This is a genomic window from Achromobacter mucicolens, assembly GCF_029866465.1.
Lineage (GTDB): Bacteria > Pseudomonadota > Gammaproteobacteria > Burkholderiales > Burkholderiaceae_B > Achromobacter > Achromobacter mucicolens.
The window spans coordinates 5,301,874-5,319,732 of the sequence record NZ_CP123364.1 but is presented as its reverse complement, the minus strand read 5'-3'; the positions used below and the strand labels follow the sequence as shown (position 1 = coordinate 5,319,732).

Below are 17,859 nucleotides of genomic sequence, written 5' to 3'. Positions count from 1 at the left end.
TTTCAAAGTTCTATGCCGTCCGGCGCCGCCCATTCGGGCGACACGATCCCCCTCCTACTCAGCCATTCCGCCATGTCCAGTGCAGCGCCCGAATACGTCTTTGCCACGCCGTTCCTGAACCCTCCCGCCTCGCCCATCCGATCGCTCATGCCCTACGCCATGCGTCCGGGCACCATTTCGCTGGCTGGCGGATATCCGGCGCAGGAATTGTTCGACGTCGACGGCTTGTCGATCGCGTCCACGCAGGTCATGGCCCGGCTGGGCGCCTGCCTGCAGTATTCCAACATCGACGGCCAGGCCAGCCTGCGGCATGAGCTGGCGCGCCTGTCCGCGGCGCGTGGCCTGCATTGCAATGCCGATACGGAACTGGTCGTGACGGGCGGCTCGCAGCAGGCGCTGGCGCTCCTGACCCGCGTGATGCTGCAGCCTGGCGACCACGCCATCATCGAATCGCCGGCCTTCCCGAACTCCGTGCAGGCCTTGCGCTACACGGGGGCGACGGTCCACACCGTGCCTTCTGGCCCGGATGGCATCGATGTGGACGCGCTGGACGAATTGGCCGCGCGCGTGAAGCCCAAGATGGTCTGCGTGGTTGCCTCGTTTTCGAACCCCTGCGGCGCCACCATTTCGCGCGCGCGCCGCCTGCGGTTGCTGGAGCTGGCGGTCAAGCACCGTTTCCTGATCGTCGAAGACGACCCTTACAGCGAACTGCGCTTTGCCGGGCAGGCCGTGCCGCCCATCGCGGCGCTGGCCGAGGGCGAGGCCCGCCATTGGGCGGTGTACCTGGCCAGCATGTCCAAGACCATGGCGCCCGCGCTGCGCATCGGCTGGCTGGTCGCGCCGCCCGAAATCCGCCGCCGCTGCGTCGCCGCGAAGGCGGCCGACGACATGGCGTCCTCGGCCTGGATCCAGGAGGTCGTCGCCCAGTATCTGGCCAACGGCCGCTATGACGAACACGTGCCGCGCATCCGCGCCGCCTACGGCTTGCGCTGCACCGCCATGGCCGACGCATTGGCGCGCGAACTGGATGGCCGCATCACTTTCAGCAAGCCCGAGGGCGGCATGTTCTTCTGGGCGCGCCTGACTGGCGATGTGGATGCGACCCGCCTGTTGCCCTACGCCATCGAGCACGAAGTCGTCTACGTGCCGGGCAAGGCGTTCTACGCCGACGCGGCGCAGGCGGATCTGTTCGCCATGCGCATGTCGTTCGCCACCATGAATGAAACCCAGATCGCACAGGGCATGGTCCGCCTGGGCCGCGCGCTCGACGCGTGCCAGGCCAACGAGCCGGTGTCGATTTCGCTGGCGGCTTGACGGCGCGCAGCGTCACGCCCACCCCGCGTTGCTATCCTTTCTGCGCAGGTCCGCCGGCACGCGCCGGCGGCATACCTAAATAAGCGTCCGTTATTTGGCGGGGGCGCTTCATGTCTATAAGCTGCTTGCCTTGGCGCGCTTTCGCGCCCGGTAGCAGAAAGGAATTCTTGTCATGAACATTGTAAAAGGGTTGGTGGGCGCGGCGCTTCTGATGGCAGCCGCGCAGGGCGCGCAGGCCGCAACACTGGACATCGTGAAACAGCGCGGCGCCGTCGCATGCGGCACGACCACGGGCTTTGCGGGCTTTTCCGCGCCCGACGCGCAAGGCAAATGGCAGGGCCTGGACGTGGACCTGTGCCGCGCCATCGCCGCCGCGGTGTTCGGCGATGCGAACAAGATCAAGGTGGTGCCGCTCAATTCGCAGCAGCGCTTCACCGCGCTGCAATCCGGCGAAGTCGATGTGCTGACGCGCAACACCACGGTGACGCAGCAACGCGACACGGCGCTGGGCATCATCCATGCCGGCATCAATTTCTACGACGGGCAGGGCTTTCTGGTGCCCAAATCGCTGGGCGTGAAAAGCGCCAAGGAAATCAACGGCGCCACGGTCTGCCTGCAGACCGGCACGTCCAACGAGAACACCCTGGCCGACTGGGCGCGCGCCAACAACGTGACCTACAAGCCCGTCGTCATCGAGACCTTCAACGAGGTCGTCAACGCGTTTGCCTCGGGCCGTTGCGACGTGTTCTCGACCGACGCCTCGGGCCTGGCCTCGATCCGCATCTCCAAGTTGCAGAATCCCGACGACTACGTCGTGCTGCCCGAGATCATCTCCAAGGAGCCGCTGGGCCCGTTCGTGCGGCAGGGCGACGACGCGTGGCTGAATATCGTGCGCTGGTCGTTGTCGGCCATGATCGAAGCCGAGGAATACGGCGTCACGTCCAAGAACGTGGACGAACAGGCCAAGAGCGCCAATCCCAACATCAAGCGCATCCTGGGCGTGACGCCCGGTAGCGGCGCGAATCTGGGGCTGGACGAGAAGTGGGCCTACAACATCGTCAAGCAGGTGGGCAACTACGGCGAGAGCTTCGAGCGCAACGTGGGCGAGGGCAGCCCGCTCAAGATCAAGCGCGGCTTGAATGCGCAGTGGACGCAGGGCGGGTTGATGTACGCGTTGCCCATCCGTTGATCCCGTGTGTCTAAGTCTCCGCGTGTCAGGCACCTTGTGTGTCTGACACCGGCTGAATTTGGACGGAATCAGGCGCTCTTGTACAACTCTCCGATCTTCACAAACGCCGCGCGCAGTTCTCGCGTGCCGCCCTGAAAAATCACCGGCTTTCCGCGGTGTGTGAAGACGACGAGCCGCTTGGAAAACACCATTGGCACGAAGCGCGCGAAGCGCACGTCTTCCCAGGCCACTTCGCGCCGCGTGAACCATGTCTGGCGGATGCCGTGATCGTCGATCGTGGTGATGGACGTCTGCATGTGCCACGAGACAAACAACAGCGCCACAAAGCACAGCACCACGCCCACTGCCAGCAGCGTGTCGAAGGGCTGTGAGGGCGCGCGGATGGCGGTGGTGACAACCTGCACGCCCAGCACCGCAAGCAACACCCAGGTCAGGATGCGCACCCAGTCCGGCCAGGCCTGGCCCGCCAGGGGCAACGGGCCGATGGCGCGGAGCAGCGCCGCGAGGTCTTCGGGCGCGCGGGTGGCTGTCGGGGTGGTCATGCGGGCCGGGTCATGCGGACGGGGGCGTGCGGCGCGGGATCAGGCCGCGCGCTTGGCGGCGATGGCGTTGCCGGCGCGGCTGGAGCCCTTGCGGTTCAGATGCGCGGACATCCATTGCCCGATGTCGACCACGGCGTCGAAGTCCACGCCCGTGTCGATGTCCAGGCCGCGCAGCATGTACAGCACGTCTTCCGTCGCGACGTTGCCGGTGGCGCCCTTTGCGTAGGGGCAGCCGCCCAGGCCGGCCACCGACGTGTGGAAGATGGAAATGTTGGTTTCCAACGCTGCCAGGATGTTGGCAAGCGCCTGGCCATAGGTGTCGTGAAAATGGCCCGACACGCGCGCCGGATCCACGACCTGCGTGACGGCGGCCATCACTTCGCGCACACGCTTGGGGTTGCCCACGCCGATGGTGTCGGCCACGTCGATCTCATCGACCTGCATCGCCAGGTAGCGCTGCGCCACGTCCACCACGGCCTCGACGGGAACTTCGCCCTGGTAGGGACAGCCCAGCGCGCAGCTGATGCTGCCGCGCACGCGGATGCCGGCTTCGCGCGCCGCCTGCACGACGGGCTCGAAACGCGCGATGGATTCGGCGATGGAGCAGTTGATGTTCTTTTGGGAAAAGGCCTCGCTGGCGGCGCCGAAGATCACGATTTCGTCCGCGCGGGCGGCCAGCGCCCCTTCAAAACCCTTCATGTTGGGCGTCAGCACCGAATAGATGGTGCCGGGCCGGCGTTCGATGCGCGCCATCACGTCGGCGCCGTCGGCCATCTGCGGCACCCATTTGGGCGACACGAACGACGCGGCTTCCACATTGGGGAAGCCTGCGGCGCTCAGGCGGTTGACCAGTTCCACCTTGATGTCGGTGGGGACGAATTCCTTTTCGTTCTGCAGACCGTCGCGAGGCGATACCTCGACGATCTTCACGCGGGAGGGCAATGCCATGTCTCTTCCTGTGTCGGTATTGGGTGGCCGGTGCTACAAGGCTGCGGCGCTGCCGAACATATTAGCGCCATCGCATCCGGCCCCGTTGCAGTGCTAGTGCAAACGCTGGTAGCGGCCATCGTCCAGCCGGGCGATGCGGCCCTGCAATTCCAGTTCGACCAGTTGCGTCTGCAGGTCGGCCGTCTCCAGGCCGCACCGCGCCTGGATCGCGTCCAGATGCAGCGGGTCGAAACCCAGGACGTCGAGCACGGGATGGGCGGGGGCCGGGGCCGGTGTCTGCCTGCGCGCGGGCGGCGTCGGCGTGGGGCCCCCGCCAAGCTCGTCCGTGATGTCCATGGCGGTTTCGACCAGCTTGGCGCCCTGGCGGATCAAGGCATGGCAGCCGCGCGACAGCGGCGAATGGATGGAGCCGGGGATGGCAAAGACTTCGCGTCCGCATTCTCCGGCTAGCCGCGCGGTGATCAGCGACCCGCTCTGCTTGGCCGCTTCCACCACCAGCACGCCGCGCGCCAGGCCCGCCACGATGCGGTTGCGCTTGGGAAAATGCTGCGGCCGCGCGCCGGTGCCCAGCGGCAGCTCCGACACCAGCGCACCGTGCGCGGCGATGCGGTGCGCCAGGTCGCGATGGCTGGCCGGGTAGATGCGGTCGATGCCCGTTCCCATGACCGCAACGGTGCCCGCGCCCTGCGGGCCGGCGTCCAGCGCCCCTTCATGTGCGGCGGCGTCGATGCCTAGCGCCAGGCCGCTGACGACGCGCCAGCCGTTGCCCGCCAGATGCCGGGCAAACGCGCGCGCATTTTCCTGGCCGCCGGGCGTGGCATTGCGCGCGCCCACGACCGCCAGCGACGGCCCCTGCAGAAAAGCGGGATCCCCGGCGACGTACAGCAGGATGGGCGGGTCGGCGATCGTCAGCAGGCTTTGCGGATACGCGGGATCGGCCAGCGTGAGGACGTGGCGGCCGGGCTGCTGCACCCATTCCAGCGCCGCCTGCACCTGCTTTTCCATGTCGGCCGGCATGGGCGCGGCCAATTGCCGCGCCAGCGCTTCCGGCACGTGCCGCGAGAGCGCGGTGGCGCGCTGCGCGTAGATCTGGTCGGGCAGACCAAGGGCGGCGAGCAGCTGGCAGGCGGTCGCGGAACCGACGTTGGGTTCGAGGGACAGCCGCAGCCAGGCGGCGAGTTCTTCGGGCGATTGCGTGAGGGGCATGAAACGGGCGCGGAAAAGGCGTCTGGGGTTCGAGAGTGTCGCATGCGCCACGCGCGTCCATCAGGACCGGGGTGGACGGATATGCGCGGCCGCGCAAATGGCGAAACCCCCCTGCAAAAACGGTGCCGCAGCAATGTCCGCAATCCCTGAATTAGCCGAAAACTATTAGAAATCAAGACTCTAATGAATTAAACTCTCGACCAAGCATCACTACTGGCGATCCCTCTTCAATGGCTTTACTTCCCATCCTTCGCTACCCGGATCCGCGCTTGCACAAAAAGGCCAAGCCGGTTGCCGAGGTCGACGACCGCATCCGCCAACTCGTGCGCGACATGGCCGAAACCATGTACGACGCGCCGGGTGTCGGCCTGGCCGCGACCCAGGTCGACGTGCATGAGCGCGTCGTCGTGATCGACGTATCCGAGGAAAGCAATGCGCTGCTGACGCTGATCAACCCCGAGATCACCTGGCGCAGCGACGACTACAAGATCTACGAAGAAGGCTGCCTGTCCGTTCCCGGCGTCTACGACGAAGTGGAACGCGCGTCGCGCATCCGCTGCAAGGCGCTGGACATCGACGGCAAGCCTTTCGAGTTCGAGGCCGACGGTCTTCTGGCCGTTTGCGTGCAGCACGAACTCGATCATCTGGAAGGCAAGGTGTTCGTCGAGTACCTGTCCAACCTCAAGCAGAATCGCATCAAGACCAAGCTCAAGAAGGCCGAGCGCGAAGCGCTGCGCGCCTGACGGAGAGCCGGTCCATGCGTATCGTCTTTGCCGGAACCCCGGAATTTGCCCGTATCGCGTTCGACGCCCTGCGGGCCGCGGGCCACGAAATCCCCTTGGTCATGACGCAGCCGGACCGGCCGGCGGGGCGGGGCCTGAAGCTCACGCCCAGCCCGGTCAAGCAGGCGGCGCTGGACGCCGGCATTGCCGTGGCCCAGCCGCGCAGCCTGCGTCTGGATGGCCGTTATCCGGACGAGGCCGCCGAGGCCCGTGCGTTGCTGGAAAACGTGGCGCCCGATGTCATGGTGGTGGCCGCGTACGGATTGATCTTGCCGCAATGGGTGCTGGATCTGCCGCGTCTGGGCTGCCTGAACATCCACGCCAGCCTTTTGCCGCGCTGGCGCGGCGCCGCACCCATCCAGCGCGCCATCGAGGCGGGCGATGCACGTACCGGCGTCACCATCATGCAGATGGACGAAGGCCTGGATACGGGCGACATGCTGCTCGAACGCATCGTGCCGATCTCGGACGAGACCAATGCCGCGCAGCTGCACGACGCGTTGGCGCAGGCGGGTGGTGAAGCCATCGTCCAGGCGCTGGATGCGTTGGCCAATGGCGGCCTGACCGCGCGCAAGCAGCCGGAAGACGGCGTGACCTACGCGGCCAAGCTGGACAAGGCCGAAGCCGCGCTCGATTGCAGTCAGCCCGCCCAATTGCTGGCGCGCCGCGTGCGGGCTTTCAATCCCGTCCCGGGCGCCAGCATCCGGTTGCCGGGGCTGCCCGATGCCGTGAAGGTCTGGCGCGCCCAGGCGCTGGCCGAGACCACCACGGCGGCGCCGGGCAGCGTGCTGCGCGCCGATGCGGCGGGCATCGACATCGCCACTGGCCAGGGCGTGCTGCGCCTGCTTGAACTGCAAAAGGCGGGCGGCAAGCGCCAGCCGGTGGATGTGTTCGTGCGCGGCTGGCAGCCCGCCTGACGGCGCTGCGCCAGGCGGCTCACGCCTGGCCGCGCGCCGCCAGCAGATCCAGATACGCGCCCGACAGCAACTGCTCGGGCGCGACGCCCAGCCCGGCCATCAGCGTTCGGGCCTCTTCCATGCCTGCTTCGACGCTTTCGTCGTCGCGCAGCACCACTTCCAGTTCCAGGAATTCGCCCAGGCCCTGCACGCGGTCCAGGTGGATGCGCGTGCGCCCGGCGATGAACACCGTGCGGTGTTTCCTGACGCGGCCGATCACGCCATAGGCGTGCGACAAGGCCTCGCGCAGTGTGTCGGGCGCGTCGGTGGGGGAGATGACGTAGAAGCTTTCCTTGGGGCCGCTATCGTCGGCGCGCCGATAGAAGATCAGCTCGCCCGAGCCGTCCGCGAAGGCGCGCAGCTTCAGGCGGCCGTTCGCGCACGTGAAGAAGGTGTCGTCCTGGTCGATGAAGACCGGCTCTTTTCCCGATAGCGCCGCGGCCAGGTGTTCGAGGGCATCCAGGCTGTCCACCCGCGCCTTGATCTCGACATTGCGTGCCATGGCCGCGCTCCGGAATCAGTAAAGCGAACCGGCCACGCGGGCGGGCAGTTCGCGATCGTAGGTCACGCCGTCGAACGTGCCCGCGGTCAGGTCGGACAGAATGCGGCCGACGCTGGGCAGCGCGGTGCGGGGGATCTGCGTCTGCGGGTCCCAGAGGCGCGAGCGCAGCAGGGCGCGCGAGCATTGGAAATAGACCTTCTGCACGTCGATGACCAGCACGGAGCGGGGCAGCTTGCCGTCCATCTCGAAGCGCGCCAGAAGCGCCGGGTCGACGCTGATGCGCGCCGTGCCGTTCACTCGCAATGTTTCGCCCACGCCCGGCACGAGGAACAGCAGGGCCACGCGCGGATCGGCAATGACGTTGAGCAGGCTGTCCACGCGGTTGTTGCCGCGGCGGTCGGGCAGGAGCAACGTCTTTTCATCTTCCACCGCCACAAACCCGGCGGGGTCGCCGCGCGGCGAGGCGTCCAGCCCATCCGGTCCCGCCGTCGCCAGCAGCGCGAACGGCGCGGCCTCGATGAACGCGCGGTAGTGCGGATGCACGTGGTCGACCTCTTTTTTCAGGGAGGCTTCGCCGGGCGAACCGTAAAGCGCGTGCAGGGCGTCGGCGTCGGTAATCAGGTGAGCGGGATCGGTAGGCATGGGGTCTGGGCGTTATGCCAGTGCGTTGGGAAGGTCTTGAACCGCCAGGAACAGCTCGTCGGGGCCGCGGCCGCGCAGGGCGTCGACATGGTTGTAGCCCCAGGCAACCGACCCGACACGCACGCCCGCCTTGCGGGCCGCGTCGATGTCGCGCATTTCGTCGCCCACCAGCAGGAACCGCTCGGGGGACGTGCCGTGCTGCTTGAGCAGGCGGTCGATCTTGGCGGCCTTGCCGAACAGGTCGCTGCCGCATTCGTAGTCGTCAAAGAGCGCCGCGGTTTCCTCGCCCAGCACGCGCTTGACGTTCTCGACGGAGTTCGAGCTGACCACCGCCAGGCGCAGGCCGCTCGCCTTCAGGCGGGCCAACGCTTGCGGGATGCCGTCAAACAGCTGCACGCTGGGATCGATTTCCTGCATCAGCGTGCGCACGTGCGTCATGATCGCGGGCAGCTTCCATAGCGGGATGTTCAGATACTTCAGGATCTCCATCGCATCGCGGCTGCGAAGCGCTTCGCGTTCGGACGCATCGATCTTGCGGAAGTTGTACTTCTCCGCGACGGTATTGAGAATGGTGTTGAACCACGGCATGGTGTCTGCCAGGGTCCCGTCGAAGTCGAAGGCTGCAATGTCGTATTTCAATTCTTGAATCCAATGCCGGCAGGCTGGGCGGGGACGCCTCTCCCACGCTGACAGGCGTCGTCGCGCATCCCTACATGCCGTGCGGGTGAAGCAAATAGTGCACGACCGGCGCCAGGTCTTCAAGCGGCGGAGCGCCGGCGACCACGCGCGCTGCGCTGGTCCAGGGGTAGTCCAGGGCCAGCAGCCAGCCGAACACCGCGGACGCATCGCCCGGGGGCAGGGTCACCATGGTTTCGATCGTGATGGTCAGGCGCTTGGCGCGATACGGGTCGGGCTGAAATTCCCAGTCGTATCGCCCACAGCCCACGCGCACGTTGCCGGTCGCCTTTTCGGTCATGCCGACCAGCCAGTCGCAGTGGTAATCCGGCAGGCGCGTGTCCGCCGGGGGGCGCGACAGGTAGAAGGTGTAGACGTTGTCGTAGGTCTGGCCGAACTTGCGCACCAGCGTGTCGGTGATGGCGGCCAGGCCATGCGATTCAGGCGGAAAGGCGATGGCCTGCGTGCGCAGGGCCATTTTCAGCACGGCGTCGGGCGCGAAGGCGCGGGCCATGTAGTGCGGGCGGTTCTCGTCCTTGGCGTGAAAATAGTCGCGCAATACGGACTCGGTGCAACCGGGGAACAACGAATCGGTAGGCATTGCGGGGGCTTCCGTTCAGGTCTTTGGCGTGGGGGTCAGGGCTTTCGGATCGGATCGAACCACTTCGAGACGTTGGGCGGCTCGTAGATGGCGTAGCGATCCAGCAGCAAGGCAGGGTCTTCTTCCACCACCAGCATGTCGCGATGCTGGGGACGGATGAATGCTTCTTCCACGGAGTGGTCAATGAATTGCATCAGGGCATCGTAGTACCCAGCCACGTTCAGCAATCCGCAGGGCTTCTGGTGCATGTTCAGTTGCGCCCAGGTCCAGACTTCGAAGAATTCTTCCAGCGTGCCGGCGCCGCCGGGCAGGGCGACAAAGCCGTCGGCCTTCTCCATCATCATCGCCTTGCGCTCGTGCATGTTTTGCACCGTGTGCAGCTCGGTCAGCCCCAGATGCGCCTGTTCCTTCTTGAGAAGCAGTTCGGGGATGACGCCGATGACGCGGCCGCCGCCGGCCAGCACTTCGTTGGCCACCACGCCCATGATCCCGACGATGGATCCGCCATACACCAGGCCCAGGTCGCGCTTGACGAGTTCGCGCGCCAGCACGCGGGCCTGCTCGACGTAGTCCGGGCGCGTGCCCGGGTTGGAGCCGCAATACACGCAGATATTCTTCAGAGTCATAAAACGGGTGGGAAATTGCCGGCCGCGTTACAGATTGCGTCACGCGGCCTTTCGCGAAGCCGATAGTTTACGCAAGGTTGCCGGGGGACTCCCGAGACCCTGGGCGAGCACCGCGGGCAGACGCGGGCAATGTTTGGACACAGCAAGTTCCGGCGCGCTCGGTAGACTGAAGATGGCGAAAACGACTGGAAGTCCAGCGTCGTGCTGCTTTCACGGACTAGAGGAGCTAACGATATGGAACAAGCAAACCGCAACCCGCAGGAAAACAAGCGTCCCTTCGATATGGACGTGAAGGCGATTCGCGCCAAGGCGCGCAAGGACATTGAATCCGGCGCCATCACCGACACGTATCGCGCAGACCGTGAAACCGTGCTGAAACTGCTGAATGAAGCGCTGGCCACGGAAATCGTCTGTGTGCTGCGCTACAAGCGCCACTACTTCATGGCCCGCGGCCTGAATGCGGAACCGGTCGCGGCCGAGTTTGCCGAGCATGCTGCGCAGGAGCAGGATCACGCCGACAAGCTGGCCGAGCGAATCGTGCAGCTGGGCGGCGAGCCGAACCTGTCGCCCAAGGGCATCCTGGACCGCAGCCATTCCGAATACGTCGAAGGCGATTCGCTGGAAGAGATGATCAAGGAAAACCTGATCGCCGAACGTATCGCCATCGACAGCTATCGCCAGATGATCGATTACATCGGTGAACAGGATTCCACCACGCGCCGTCTGCTGGAGGAAATCCTGGCGGTGGAAGAGGAACACGCCGACGATCTGTCGGACTTCCTGGCCAAGTCCTGATCGGGCGCCGCCCCGTTCGCGGGGCGGATTGATGGGCGGTAATGGGGTCCCGGGATCCCGCCCCGTGCTCGTCCAAAGAAAAACGCCGTCCGGCGCGTGATGCGCCGGACGGCGTTTGTCCGAAGGCGCTGCGATTACAGCGCGTCGGCCCAGAGGTCGTACTCGTCGGACTCGGTGACGCGCACGCGCACCATGTCGCCCGGCTGCAGAGGCTTGTCCGAACTGACGTAGACGCAGCCGTCGATTTCCGGCGCGTCGCCCGCGCTGCGGCCCACCGCGCCGTCCTCGTCAACTTCGTCGATCAGCACATCGATCTCTCGGCCGACCTTCAGCGCCAGGCGCTGGGCGGAGATGGTCTGCTGCAGCGCCATGAAGCGCTCCCAGCGATCCTGCTTGACGTCGTCCGGCACCGGATCGTCCAGCAGGTTGGCCGGCGCGCCTTCAACCGGCGAATACTGGAAACAGCCCACGCGGTCCAGCTGCGCTTCCTGCATCCAGTCCAGCAGATATTGGAAGTCTTCCTCGGTTTCGCCGGGAAAGCCGACGATGAAGGTTGAGCGGATCGTCAGGTCCGGGCAGATTTCGCGCCAGCGCTTGATGCGCGCAAGCGTCTTGTCTTCGAAGGCCGGGCGCTTCATCAGCTTCAGGATGCGCGGACTGGCGTGCTGGAACGGGATGTCCAGATAGGGCAGGATCTTGCCCTCGGCCATCAGCGGAATCACTTCATCGACGTGCGGGTACGGGTACACATAATGCAGGCGCGTCCAGACGCCCATTTCGGACAAGGCCATACAGAGCTCGGTCATGCGGGTCTTGACCGGGCGGCCGTTCCAGAAGCCGCTGCGGTATTTCAGGTCCACGCCGTAGGCGCTGGTGTCCTGCGAGATCACCAGCAGCTCTTTCACGCCGGCCTTCACCAGGCGCTCGGCTTCATTGAGCACATCGCCCACGGGACGGCTGACCAGGTCGCCGCGCATCGAGGGAATGATGCAGAAGCTGCAGCGATGATTGCAGCCTTCGGAGATCTTCAGGTAGGCATAGTGGCGCGGCGTGAGCTTCACGCCCTGCGGCGGCACCAGGTCCACGTAGGGATTGTGGTCCGTGCGCGGGGGCGCCACGCCGTGCACGGCGCGCACGACCTCTTCATATTGCTGGGGACCGGTCACCGACAGCACGCTGGGATGCACGTCGCGGATCACCGATTCCTCGACGCCCATACAGCCGGTCACGATGACCTTGCCGTTCTCGGCCAGGGCTTCGCCGATGGCTTCCAGCGACTCGGCCTTGGCGCTGTCGATGAAGCCACAGGTGTTCACGACGACCACGTCGGCACCGTTGTATTCCGGCGTGATTTCGTAGCCTTCGGTGCGCAGCTGGGTCAGGATGCGTTCGGAGTCGACCAGGGCTTTGGGGCAGCCCAGCGACACGAACCCCACGCGCGGCGCGCGCCCCGGGTTGGCTTCCTGGGCGGCGGCCGTGATGGCGTCCAGCGTCGCGTCGGCGCCGTTGCTGGGAGCAGTGCCGGCGCCTTTGCCGGGGCGGGAATGTTCAATAACTTCCAATCTAATTCACCGTAGGTTCGCGCACGGGCATTGGGCGTGCGGCGGGGTAATCGTCAAAGGGTCAGGGCCAGGCCGGGGCGTCCACGGAGGACAGGTGGCGCAGCGTTTCGGGATGCAGCATGGCAACCCGCAGCAATGTCTGCGCGGCGCCTGAAGGGTTGCGCCGGCCTTGTTCCCAATCCTGCAAGGTACGCACGCTAACGCCCAGCAACGCCGCGAAATCGGCCTGCGGCAGGCCCACGCGGTTGCGCGCTTCGCTGATGTGCGACGCCTGCCACCGGACGGACCGGGCAAGCGGAACAGCCTTATTCATAACTCAGTCAGGGGGGAGGGGGGGCGGCGTTTTCCCGCCAACCGGATTCCAGGCTGGCGGCCGCTCCCGTGGCGATAGCGGGGAAAGCGCAGAATTATACGGCATTGCCGTAGGCGCGGATAGCGCCGGGTGCGCAACCGGCCTGCGAAAAGGGGGGGCGGAGAAGCGGACGCGGACCGTCGGCCCGTGTCCGGTTCAGGCCGCGGTTCGCCGATACAGCGCCAGCGTCCCGGCCAGACCGATCAGCATGCCCCCGCAGATCCGGTTCAGCCAGCGCAGGCCGCCCGCCTGGAAGGCGCGGACCATCTGGGCGCCCAGGGTGGCGTACGCCAGCATCGTCGCCACGTTCAGCAGTGCCAGGATCCCGGCCAGGATGGCATATTGGGCGGGCAGCGGCGCCGCGGGGTTGATGAACTGGGGCAGAAAGGCCGACATGAAAAGCAGGGCCTTGGGGTTGGTCAGGGCCACGACGAAGCTGCGCATGCCAAGGGCCAGGCCGTCCGGACGGGCGTCTCGGGGGCGCTCGGACGGCAGGGTCAGCGCCGCGTCCGAACGTACGAGCTTGACACCCAGCCACGCCAGATACGCCGCGCCCGCCCATTTGACGATCTGGAAGGCGACCTCGGAGGCCGCCAGCAGCACGCCCAGGCCGCAGGCCACCGCGCCGATCAGGACCAGATCCGCCAGCACGGCGCCGCCCATGCCCCAGCATGCGGCGCGCACGCCGTGGCGCGAGCCGTTGGACAGGGCGAGAAGCACGGTGGGACCGGGCGTGATGATGGCGACGGCAGAGGCCAGGACGAACAGCAGCAGCGTGGCAAGGGTCATGATCGGGCTCCGGGGCAGGCACCCAGTGTGCCGCGCCCGCCGCCCTCTCGTCCAGGTCCGGGCTACCATAGCGGTCTTACTCTTTGATTTCGCCCCATGTCCACGCGTTCCGACTCCCCCAATCTGGCTCCTCCGCTCTCTTCAGTCCTTCTTGCCAGCGCGGAAGTGGTGGAGGATGTGCTCGACGGCCGTTCGCTCACCGAGGCGCTGGCCGACGTGGACGCCGCGCTGCGTCCGGCCACGCAGGCCGTGTCGTTTCATGCGATGCGCTACCTGGGTTGGGCCGATGCGGTCGGGCGCGAGATGGTGCAGCGCTATCCCAGCGTGCTGTTCGAATCCCTGCTGCTGGTGTCGCTGACGCTGCTCAAGGAAGAGGGCGATGCGGCCGTGGCCTTGCCCGGCATGCCGGTCTATGCGCCGCACACGGTCGTCGACCAGGCGGTGACCGCAGCCGCCGGCTCGCGCGCCCTGGCGTCGTACAAGGGCATGCTCAACGCCTGCCTGCGCCGCTTCCTGCGCGAACGCGCCGCGCTCGATGCCGCGGTGGCCGACAGCCCCGAGGCGCAATTCAATCATCCCGGCTGGTGGGTCAAGCAGCTGACCGTGGCCTATCCCAAGCAATGGCGTGACATCCTGGCCGCCGCCAACCTGCCGGCCCCGCTGACGCTGCGGGTGAACCGTCGGCGCGCCACGCGCGAACAGGTGCTGGCGGCGTTTGCCGATGCGGGCCTGGCGGCCGAGCCGGTGGGCCAGTCGGGCGTGGTGCTCGCCACGCCCAAACCGGTGACGCAGTTGCCCGGCTTTGCCGAGGGCTGGTGGTCAGTGCAGGACGCGGGCGCGCAACTCGCCGCCGAATTGCTGGCGCCCGCGAACGGCATGCGGGTGCTGGACGCGTGCTCGGCGCCGGGCGGCAAGACGGCGCATCTGCTTGAGCTGGCCGATATCGACCTGCTTGCCCTGGACGCCGATGCCGACCGGCTTGCCCGCGTGGAACAGAACCTGGCGCGGCTGGGATTGGGCAGCGGTCACGTCCGGCTCAAGGCGGCCGATGCGGCCGACCTGGATGCCTGGTGGGACGGCAAGCCCTTTGACGCGGTGCTGGCCGACGTGCCCTGCACGGCGTCGGGCATCGTGCGGCGTCACCCCGACATCCGCTGGCTGCGCCGCGAGAACGACCTGCGCCGCACGGCCAGCCTGCAGACCCGGATCCTGGACGCGCTCTGGTCCACCGTGGCGCCGGGCGGCCGCCTGCTCTATGTGACATGCTCGGTCTTTCCGATTGAAGGCACGCGCCAGGCCCTGGAGTTTCTGCAGCGCCACCCTGACGCAACCCGCCTGGAGGCGCCGGGCCAATTGCTGCCAGTTGCGGTCGATGCAACACCCGCGGCGCAACACGACGGGTTTTTCTACGCCTTGTTTGCCAAGCAGTCCTGAATCCCGAAGAATAGGGGCATGACGTAGTCCCGGTGCCGTATGTCCATTATTTCGCGCGTATTTCTTGGGTTGTTGCTGGTATCTGCCGTGCTTTTGACCGCGCCGGGCGGCTTGGCGCATGCGTCCGAACCCCGCGTCACCCGGGTGGATCCGGTGGTGCGGGACGGCAACCTGGAAATCGACGCGGATATCGAATTCGAGCTGAATCAGCAGTTGCGCGACGCCGCCCAGCGCGGCGTCGCCTTGTATTTCACGGCCGACCTCACCATCACCCGCGAGCGCTGGTACTGGTTCGACAAGTCGCTGGTGGACACGTCCCGCACCTGGCGGGTGGTCTATAACGCGCTGACCCGGCAATGGCGGGCGGGCGTGGGCGAGCTGTCCTTTCCGGTGGCCTCGCTGGACGACGCGATGAGCGCCATCCGGCACATCCGCAATTGGCGGGTGGCAGAGGCGAGCGAGTTTGATGCGGGGTCGGAATACAACGGGCAATTGCGCCTGAGGCTGGATACGTCGCTGTTGCCGCGGCCGTTCCAGGTCAATGCCCTGAACAGCAGTTCGTGGGCGCAGGCGACGCCGTGGATGGACTTCTCGTTCATGTTGGGCGACAAGGAGAAAGATCCCTCATGAGGCTTTTGCTTCGGCTGGCGCTGATGGTAGGCGCCGTGAGCGGTCTGGCGCTGCTGGGCCTTCTGGCCTGGTCCACCGGAAACGCCTCGCGCTTTGCGCGCTACTACGACACGCTGCTGGTCCTGAACGGCATTTTCGCGCTGGCGCTCTTTGTCTGGGTGGTTGCGCTGACGGTGCGGCTGGCCCGGCAGATCCGGCGCCGGCAGTTCGGCGCGCGGCTTACCGCCCGCTTTTCCCTGGCGTTCGCCCTAATTGGCGTGGTGCCCGGCGCGCTCATCTACACCGTGTCGGTGCAGTTCATGTCGCGCTCGATCGAATCCTGGTTCAACGTGCGCGTGGATACGGCGCTGGAAGCCGGCCTGAACCTGGGCCGCGCCGCGCTGGATTCGCTGCTGGCGGACCTGGACGCGCGGGCGCGCTCGATGGCGGTCGAACTGAACCGCAGCACCGACAGCGGCGTGACGCTGGCGCTGACCCGGCTGCGCGAGGCCAACGGCGTGCAGGAAGCCATGGTTTTCACGGGCAGCGGCCGCATGGTGGCGTTTTCGACCAGCCAGTACGGGCAACTGCTGCCTGCAATGCCGCCGTCCACGGTGATGAACCAGTTGCGGCTGGCGCGCGGTTACTCGGCGGCCGAAGCCGACGATCCCGTAACGCCGGGCGCCGAGGGCGGCCTGCATCTGCGCGTGGTGATCCCGCTGAACGGCCCGGACCGCTACGACAACCTGCTGGGGCCGGCCTCCGAACCCCGCTGGCTGCAGCTGCTGCAGCCGGTGCCCGAGCAGATCGCGCACAACGCCAACCTCGTGCAGCAGGGCTTTCGCGATTACCAGGAACTGGCGCTGTCGCGGCTGGGCCTGCGCAAGCTCTACGGCATCACACTGACGCTGGCTCTGCTGCTGGCGGCGTTCGGCGCCATCGCGGTGGCGCTGTCCCTGTCCAAGCGGCTGGTGCGCCCGCTGCTGAGCCTGGCAGGCGGCACGCAGGCGGTGGGCGTGGGCGACTACCGGCCCTTGCCCGAACCGCCGGAACGCGACGAAGTCGGCCAGCTTACGCGCTCGTTCAACGCCATGACGCGCCAGCTCGACGAGGCGCGCCGCATGGTCGAAAGCAACCGCCAGCAGCTCGAGCGCTCCAATGTCTACCTGGAAAGCGTGCTGTCCAACCTGTCCTCCGGCGTGCTGGTGTTCGATGAAGCCTTCCGCGTCACCACGGTCAACCAGGGGGCCCAGACCATCCTGGGCGCCGACTTGCGTTCGGTGATCGGCCGCCCGCTGGAGACGGCGGACGGCATGCTGGAATTTGCGAACATCGTGCGTCAGGCGTTTTCCACGCATGCGGCGGTCGGTTCCGAACGCCAGCACTGGCAGCAGCAGTTCGAAATCGCGCCCGCCGCGGTCGAAGGCGAGACCGCATCGCAGCCGCTGACGCTGCTGGCGCGGGGCACGCACCTGCGCGTGGACGGGCGCGGCAACGGCTATCTGGTGGTGTTCGACGACATCACCGAAGTGATCTCGGCCAACCGGACGGTGGCGTGGGGCGAGGTGGCGCGCCGTCTGGCCCACGAAATCAAGAATCCGCTGACCCCCATCCAGCTCTCGGCCGAGCGCCTTGCCATGAAGCTGGAAGGCAAGCTGCCGCCCGCCGAGGCCCAGATCGTGGCGCGCTCGACCAACACGATCGTGAACCAGGTGGCGTCGCTCAAGCAGATGGTGGACGACTTCCGCGAATACGCCCGCACGCCGCCGGCCGTCATGCAACGCATCAACTTCAACGCGCTGGTGGCGGACGTGTTGTCGCTCTACGGCTGGGAGCCCGAGGGCGGGTCCTCGCGCCTGACGGAGAAGGCCCTGAATCTGGACGTGAGCCTGGCGGCCGGCCTGCCCGACATCGAAGGCGATCCGACCCAGCTTCGGCAGGTGATTCACAACCTGCTGTCGAATGCCCGCGATGCGATCGCGGAGCTGGGCGGGCAGGGCCGCGTCAGCGTGACGACGCAGCTCATGCGCAGCGAACAGCCCGATCGCGTGGCCCATCAGGCGCTGCGTTTCACGGTGGCCGACACCGGTCCGGGCTTCCCGCCGCAGGTCATGCAGCGCGCGTTCGAGCCCTACGTAACCACAAAGTCCCACGGGACTGGGTTAGGATTGGCAATCGTCCGCAAGATCGTGGAAGAGCATGGCGGACGTATCGACCTTGCCAACCGCAAGGAAGGAGGGGCGCGGATTTCCATCCTGTTGACCCGGCTCGCGCCCGGGTCCGATACTATGGACGCCACCGCGCAAGAAAAGGATAATGCGGCTACGCAATAGGT

19 protein-coding genes are annotated in these 17,859 nt (G+C 66.5%); 8 read left to right on the top strand and 11 right to left on the bottom strand.

Annotation, left to right across the window (positions count from 1 at the left end; translation table 11 throughout):
- Positions 1-72 precede the first annotated feature (72 nt).
- Positions 73-1,314 carry an aminotransferase-like domain-containing protein gene (locus QEP15_RS24210; protein ID WP_152382879.1) on the top strand — a complete coding sequence of 414 codons (1,242 nt, stop codon included), beginning with the start codon at positions 73-75 and terminating at the stop codon, positions 1,312-1,314.
- A gap of 172 nt (positions 1,315-1,486) precedes the next feature.
- A complete protein-coding gene (locus QEP15_RS24205; RefSeq protein ID WP_280148203.1) occupies positions 1,487-2,503 on the top strand; it encodes an amino acid ABC transporter substrate-binding protein in 1,017 nt (338 codons plus the stop codon).
- Positions 2,504-2,571: 68 nt separating this feature from the next.
- Here QEP15_RS24205 and QEP15_RS24200 read toward each other — a convergent pair whose 3' ends face one another.
- From QEP15_RS24200 to dprA, 3 genes are all read right to left on the bottom strand, one after another.
- A complete protein-coding gene (locus QEP15_RS24200; RefSeq protein ID WP_152382877.1) occupies positions 2,572-3,045 on the bottom strand; it encodes a hypothetical protein in 474 nt (157 codons plus the stop codon).
- 39 nt (positions 3,046-3,084) lie between these two features.
- On the bottom strand, positions 3,085-3,993 hold the full coding sequence (locus QEP15_RS24195) for a hydroxymethylglutaryl-CoA lyase (RefSeq protein ID WP_056319662.1): 909 nt from the start codon (positions 3,991-3,993) through the stop codon (positions 3,085-3,087).
- Between the two features lie 93 nt (positions 3,994-4,086).
- Positions 4,087-5,199, bottom strand: a complete 1,113-nt coding sequence (dprA, locus tag QEP15_RS24190) for a DNA-processing protein DprA (protein WP_280148202.1) — start codon at positions 5,197-5,199, stop codon at positions 4,087-4,089.
- Between the two features lie 230 nt (positions 5,200-5,429).
- On the opposite strand from dprA, the gene def reads away from it, so the two are divergent.
- Entirely contained in the window at positions 5,430-5,942 is a 513-nt protein-coding gene (gene def, locus QEP15_RS24185) for a peptide deformylase (protein WP_152382874.1), read from the top strand.
- 14 nt (positions 5,943-5,956) lie between these two features.
- The gene (gene fmt / locus QEP15_RS24180) at positions 5,957-6,898 is read left to right on the top strand and encodes a methionyl-tRNA formyltransferase (protein WP_152382873.1); all 942 of its coding nucleotides are present in this window, start codon (positions 5,957-5,959) and stop codon (positions 6,896-6,898) included.
- Positions 6,899-6,917: 19 nt separating this feature from the next.
- On the opposite strand, the gene QEP15_RS24175 is transcribed toward fmt, so the two are convergent.
- The 5 genes from QEP15_RS24175 to QEP15_RS24155 form a co-directional block, all read right to left on the bottom strand.
- On the bottom strand, positions 6,918-7,439 hold the full coding sequence (locus tag QEP15_RS24175) for a class IV adenylate cyclase (protein WP_152382872.1): 522 nt from the start codon (positions 7,437-7,439) through the stop codon (positions 6,918-6,920).
- Positions 7,440-7,454: 15 nt separating this feature from the next.
- Positions 7,455-8,081 carry a pyridoxamine 5'-phosphate oxidase family protein gene (locus QEP15_RS24170; protein WP_280148201.1) on the bottom strand — a complete coding sequence of 209 codons (627 nt, stop codon included), beginning with the start codon at positions 8,079-8,081 and terminating at the stop codon, positions 7,455-7,457.
- Between the two features lie 12 nt (positions 8,082-8,093).
- Entirely contained in the window at positions 8,094-8,720 is a 627-nt protein-coding gene (locus QEP15_RS24165) for an HAD hydrolase-like protein (RefSeq protein WP_056319675.1), read from the bottom strand.
- A gap of 70 nt (positions 8,721-8,790) precedes the next feature.
- The gene (locus tag QEP15_RS24160) at positions 8,791-9,357 is read right to left on the bottom strand and encodes a hypothetical protein (RefSeq protein ID WP_056319678.1); all 567 of its coding nucleotides are present in this window, start codon (positions 9,355-9,357) and stop codon (positions 8,791-8,793) included.
- Positions 9,358-9,392: 35 nt separating this feature from the next.
- Complete coding sequence (locus tag QEP15_RS24155) at positions 9,393-9,983, bottom strand: LOG family protein (protein ID WP_056319681.1); 591 nt, start codon at positions 9,981-9,983, stop codon at positions 9,393-9,395.
- A gap of 234 nt (positions 9,984-10,217) precedes the next feature.
- Here QEP15_RS24155 and QEP15_RS24150 point away from each other — a divergent pair, with 234 nt between their 5' ends.
- Entirely contained in the window at positions 10,218-10,778 is a 561-nt protein-coding gene (locus QEP15_RS24150; RefSeq protein WP_056319683.1) for a ferritin-like domain-containing protein, read from the top strand.
- 134 nt (positions 10,779-10,912) lie between these two features.
- On the opposite strand, the gene rimO is transcribed toward QEP15_RS24150, so the two are convergent.
- The 3 genes from rimO to QEP15_RS24135 all read right to left on the bottom strand — a co-directional run bounded on the left by rimO (position 10,913) and on the right by QEP15_RS24135 (position 13,481).
- Complete coding sequence (gene rimO, locus QEP15_RS24145) at positions 10,913-12,259, bottom strand: 30S ribosomal protein S12 methylthiotransferase RimO (protein WP_062839051.1); 1,347 nt, start codon at positions 12,257-12,259, stop codon at positions 10,913-10,915.
- A gap of 142 nt (positions 12,260-12,401) precedes the next feature.
- Positions 12,402-12,653, bottom strand: a complete 252-nt coding sequence (locus QEP15_RS24140; RefSeq protein WP_063952133.1) for a helix-turn-helix domain-containing protein — start codon at positions 12,651-12,653, stop codon at positions 12,402-12,404.
- A gap of 195 nt (positions 12,654-12,848) precedes the next feature.
- Complete coding sequence (locus QEP15_RS24135) at positions 12,849-13,481, bottom strand: LysE family translocator (RefSeq protein ID WP_152382869.1); 633 nt, start codon at positions 13,479-13,481, stop codon at positions 12,849-12,851.
- Positions 13,482-13,577: 96 nt separating this feature from the next.
- Here QEP15_RS24135 and rsmB point away from each other — a divergent pair, with 96 nt between their 5' ends.
- From rsmB to QEP15_RS24120, 3 genes are read left to right on the top strand one after another with little or no spacing between them, the layout of a single operon-like run.
- The gene (gene rsmB / locus QEP15_RS24130; protein ID WP_280148200.1) at positions 13,578-14,915 is read left to right on the top strand and encodes a 16S rRNA (cytosine(967)-C(5))-methyltransferase RsmB; all 1,338 of its coding nucleotides are present in this window, start codon (positions 13,578-13,580) and stop codon (positions 14,913-14,915) included.
- A gap of 39 nt (positions 14,916-14,954) precedes the next feature.
- Complete coding sequence (locus QEP15_RS24125; RefSeq protein ID WP_128829524.1) at positions 14,955-15,545, top strand: DUF4390 domain-containing protein; 591 nt, start codon at positions 14,955-14,957, stop codon at positions 15,543-15,545.
- Positions 15,542-17,857, top strand: a complete 2,316-nt coding sequence (locus tag QEP15_RS24120) for a sensor histidine kinase (protein WP_180097267.1) — start codon at positions 15,542-15,544, stop codon at positions 17,855-17,857. Before QEP15_RS24125 ends, QEP15_RS24120 begins: the two co-directional genes overlap by 4 nt.
- The last annotated feature ends 2 nt before the right edge of the window (positions 17,858-17,859 follow it).

Bases quoted from the DNA above. Each gene is read 5' to 3' on its own strand.
- QEP15_RS24210 (WP_152382879.1), top strand. From the start codon at position 73: ATGTCCAGTGCAGCGCCCGAATACGTCTTTGCCACGCCGTTCCTGAAC.
- QEP15_RS24205 (WP_280148203.1), top strand. From the start codon at position 1,487: ATGAACATTGTAAAAGGGTTGGTGGGCGCGGCGCTTCTGATGGCAGCC.
- QEP15_RS24200 (WP_152382877.1), bottom strand. From the start codon at position 3,045: ATGACCACCCCGACAGCCACCCGCGCGCCCGAAGACCTCGCGGCGCTG.
- QEP15_RS24195 (WP_056319662.1), bottom strand. From the start codon at position 3,993: ATGGCATTGCCCTCCCGCGTGAAGATCGTCGAGGTATCGCCTCGCGAC.
- dprA (WP_280148202.1), bottom strand. From the start codon at position 5,199: ATGCCCCTCACGCAATCGCCCGAAGAACTCGCCGCCTGGCTGCGGCTG.
- def (WP_152382874.1), top strand. From the start codon at position 5,430: ATGGCTTTACTTCCCATCCTTCGCTACCCGGATCCGCGCTTGCACAAA.
- fmt (WP_152382873.1), top strand. From the start codon at position 5,957: ATGCGTATCGTCTTTGCCGGAACCCCGGAATTTGCCCGTATCGCGTTC.
- QEP15_RS24175 (WP_152382872.1), bottom strand. From the start codon at position 7,439: ATGGCACGCAATGTCGAGATCAAGGCGCGGGTGGACAGCCTGGATGCC.
- QEP15_RS24170 (WP_280148201.1), bottom strand. From the start codon at position 8,081: ATGCCTACCGATCCCGCTCACCTGATTACCGACGCCGACGCCCTGCAC.
- QEP15_RS24160 (WP_056319678.1), bottom strand. From the start codon at position 9,357: ATGCCTACCGATTCGTTGTTCCCCGGTTGCACCGAGTCCGTATTGCGC.
- QEP15_RS24155 (WP_056319681.1), bottom strand. From the start codon at position 9,983: ATGACTCTGAAGAATATCTGCGTGTATTGCGGCTCCAACCCGGGCACG.
- QEP15_RS24150 (WP_056319683.1), top strand. From the start codon at position 10,218: ATGGAACAAGCAAACCGCAACCCGCAGGAAAACAAGCGTCCCTTCGAT.
- QEP15_RS24140 (WP_063952133.1), bottom strand. From the start codon at position 12,653: ATGAATAAGGCTGTTCCGCTTGCCCGGTCCGTCCGGTGGCAGGCGTCG.
- QEP15_RS24135 (WP_152382869.1), bottom strand. From the start codon at position 13,481: ATGACCCTTGCCACGCTGCTGCTGTTCGTCCTGGCCTCTGCCGTCGCC.
- rsmB (WP_280148200.1), top strand. From the start codon at position 13,578: ATGTCCACGCGTTCCGACTCCCCCAATCTGGCTCCTCCGCTCTCTTCA.
- QEP15_RS24125 (WP_128829524.1), top strand. From the start codon at position 14,955: ATGTCCATTATTTCGCGCGTATTTCTTGGGTTGTTGCTGGTATCTGCC.
- QEP15_RS24120 (WP_180097267.1), top strand. From the start codon at position 15,542: ATGAGGCTTTTGCTTCGGCTGGCGCTGATGGTAGGCGCCGTGAGCGGT.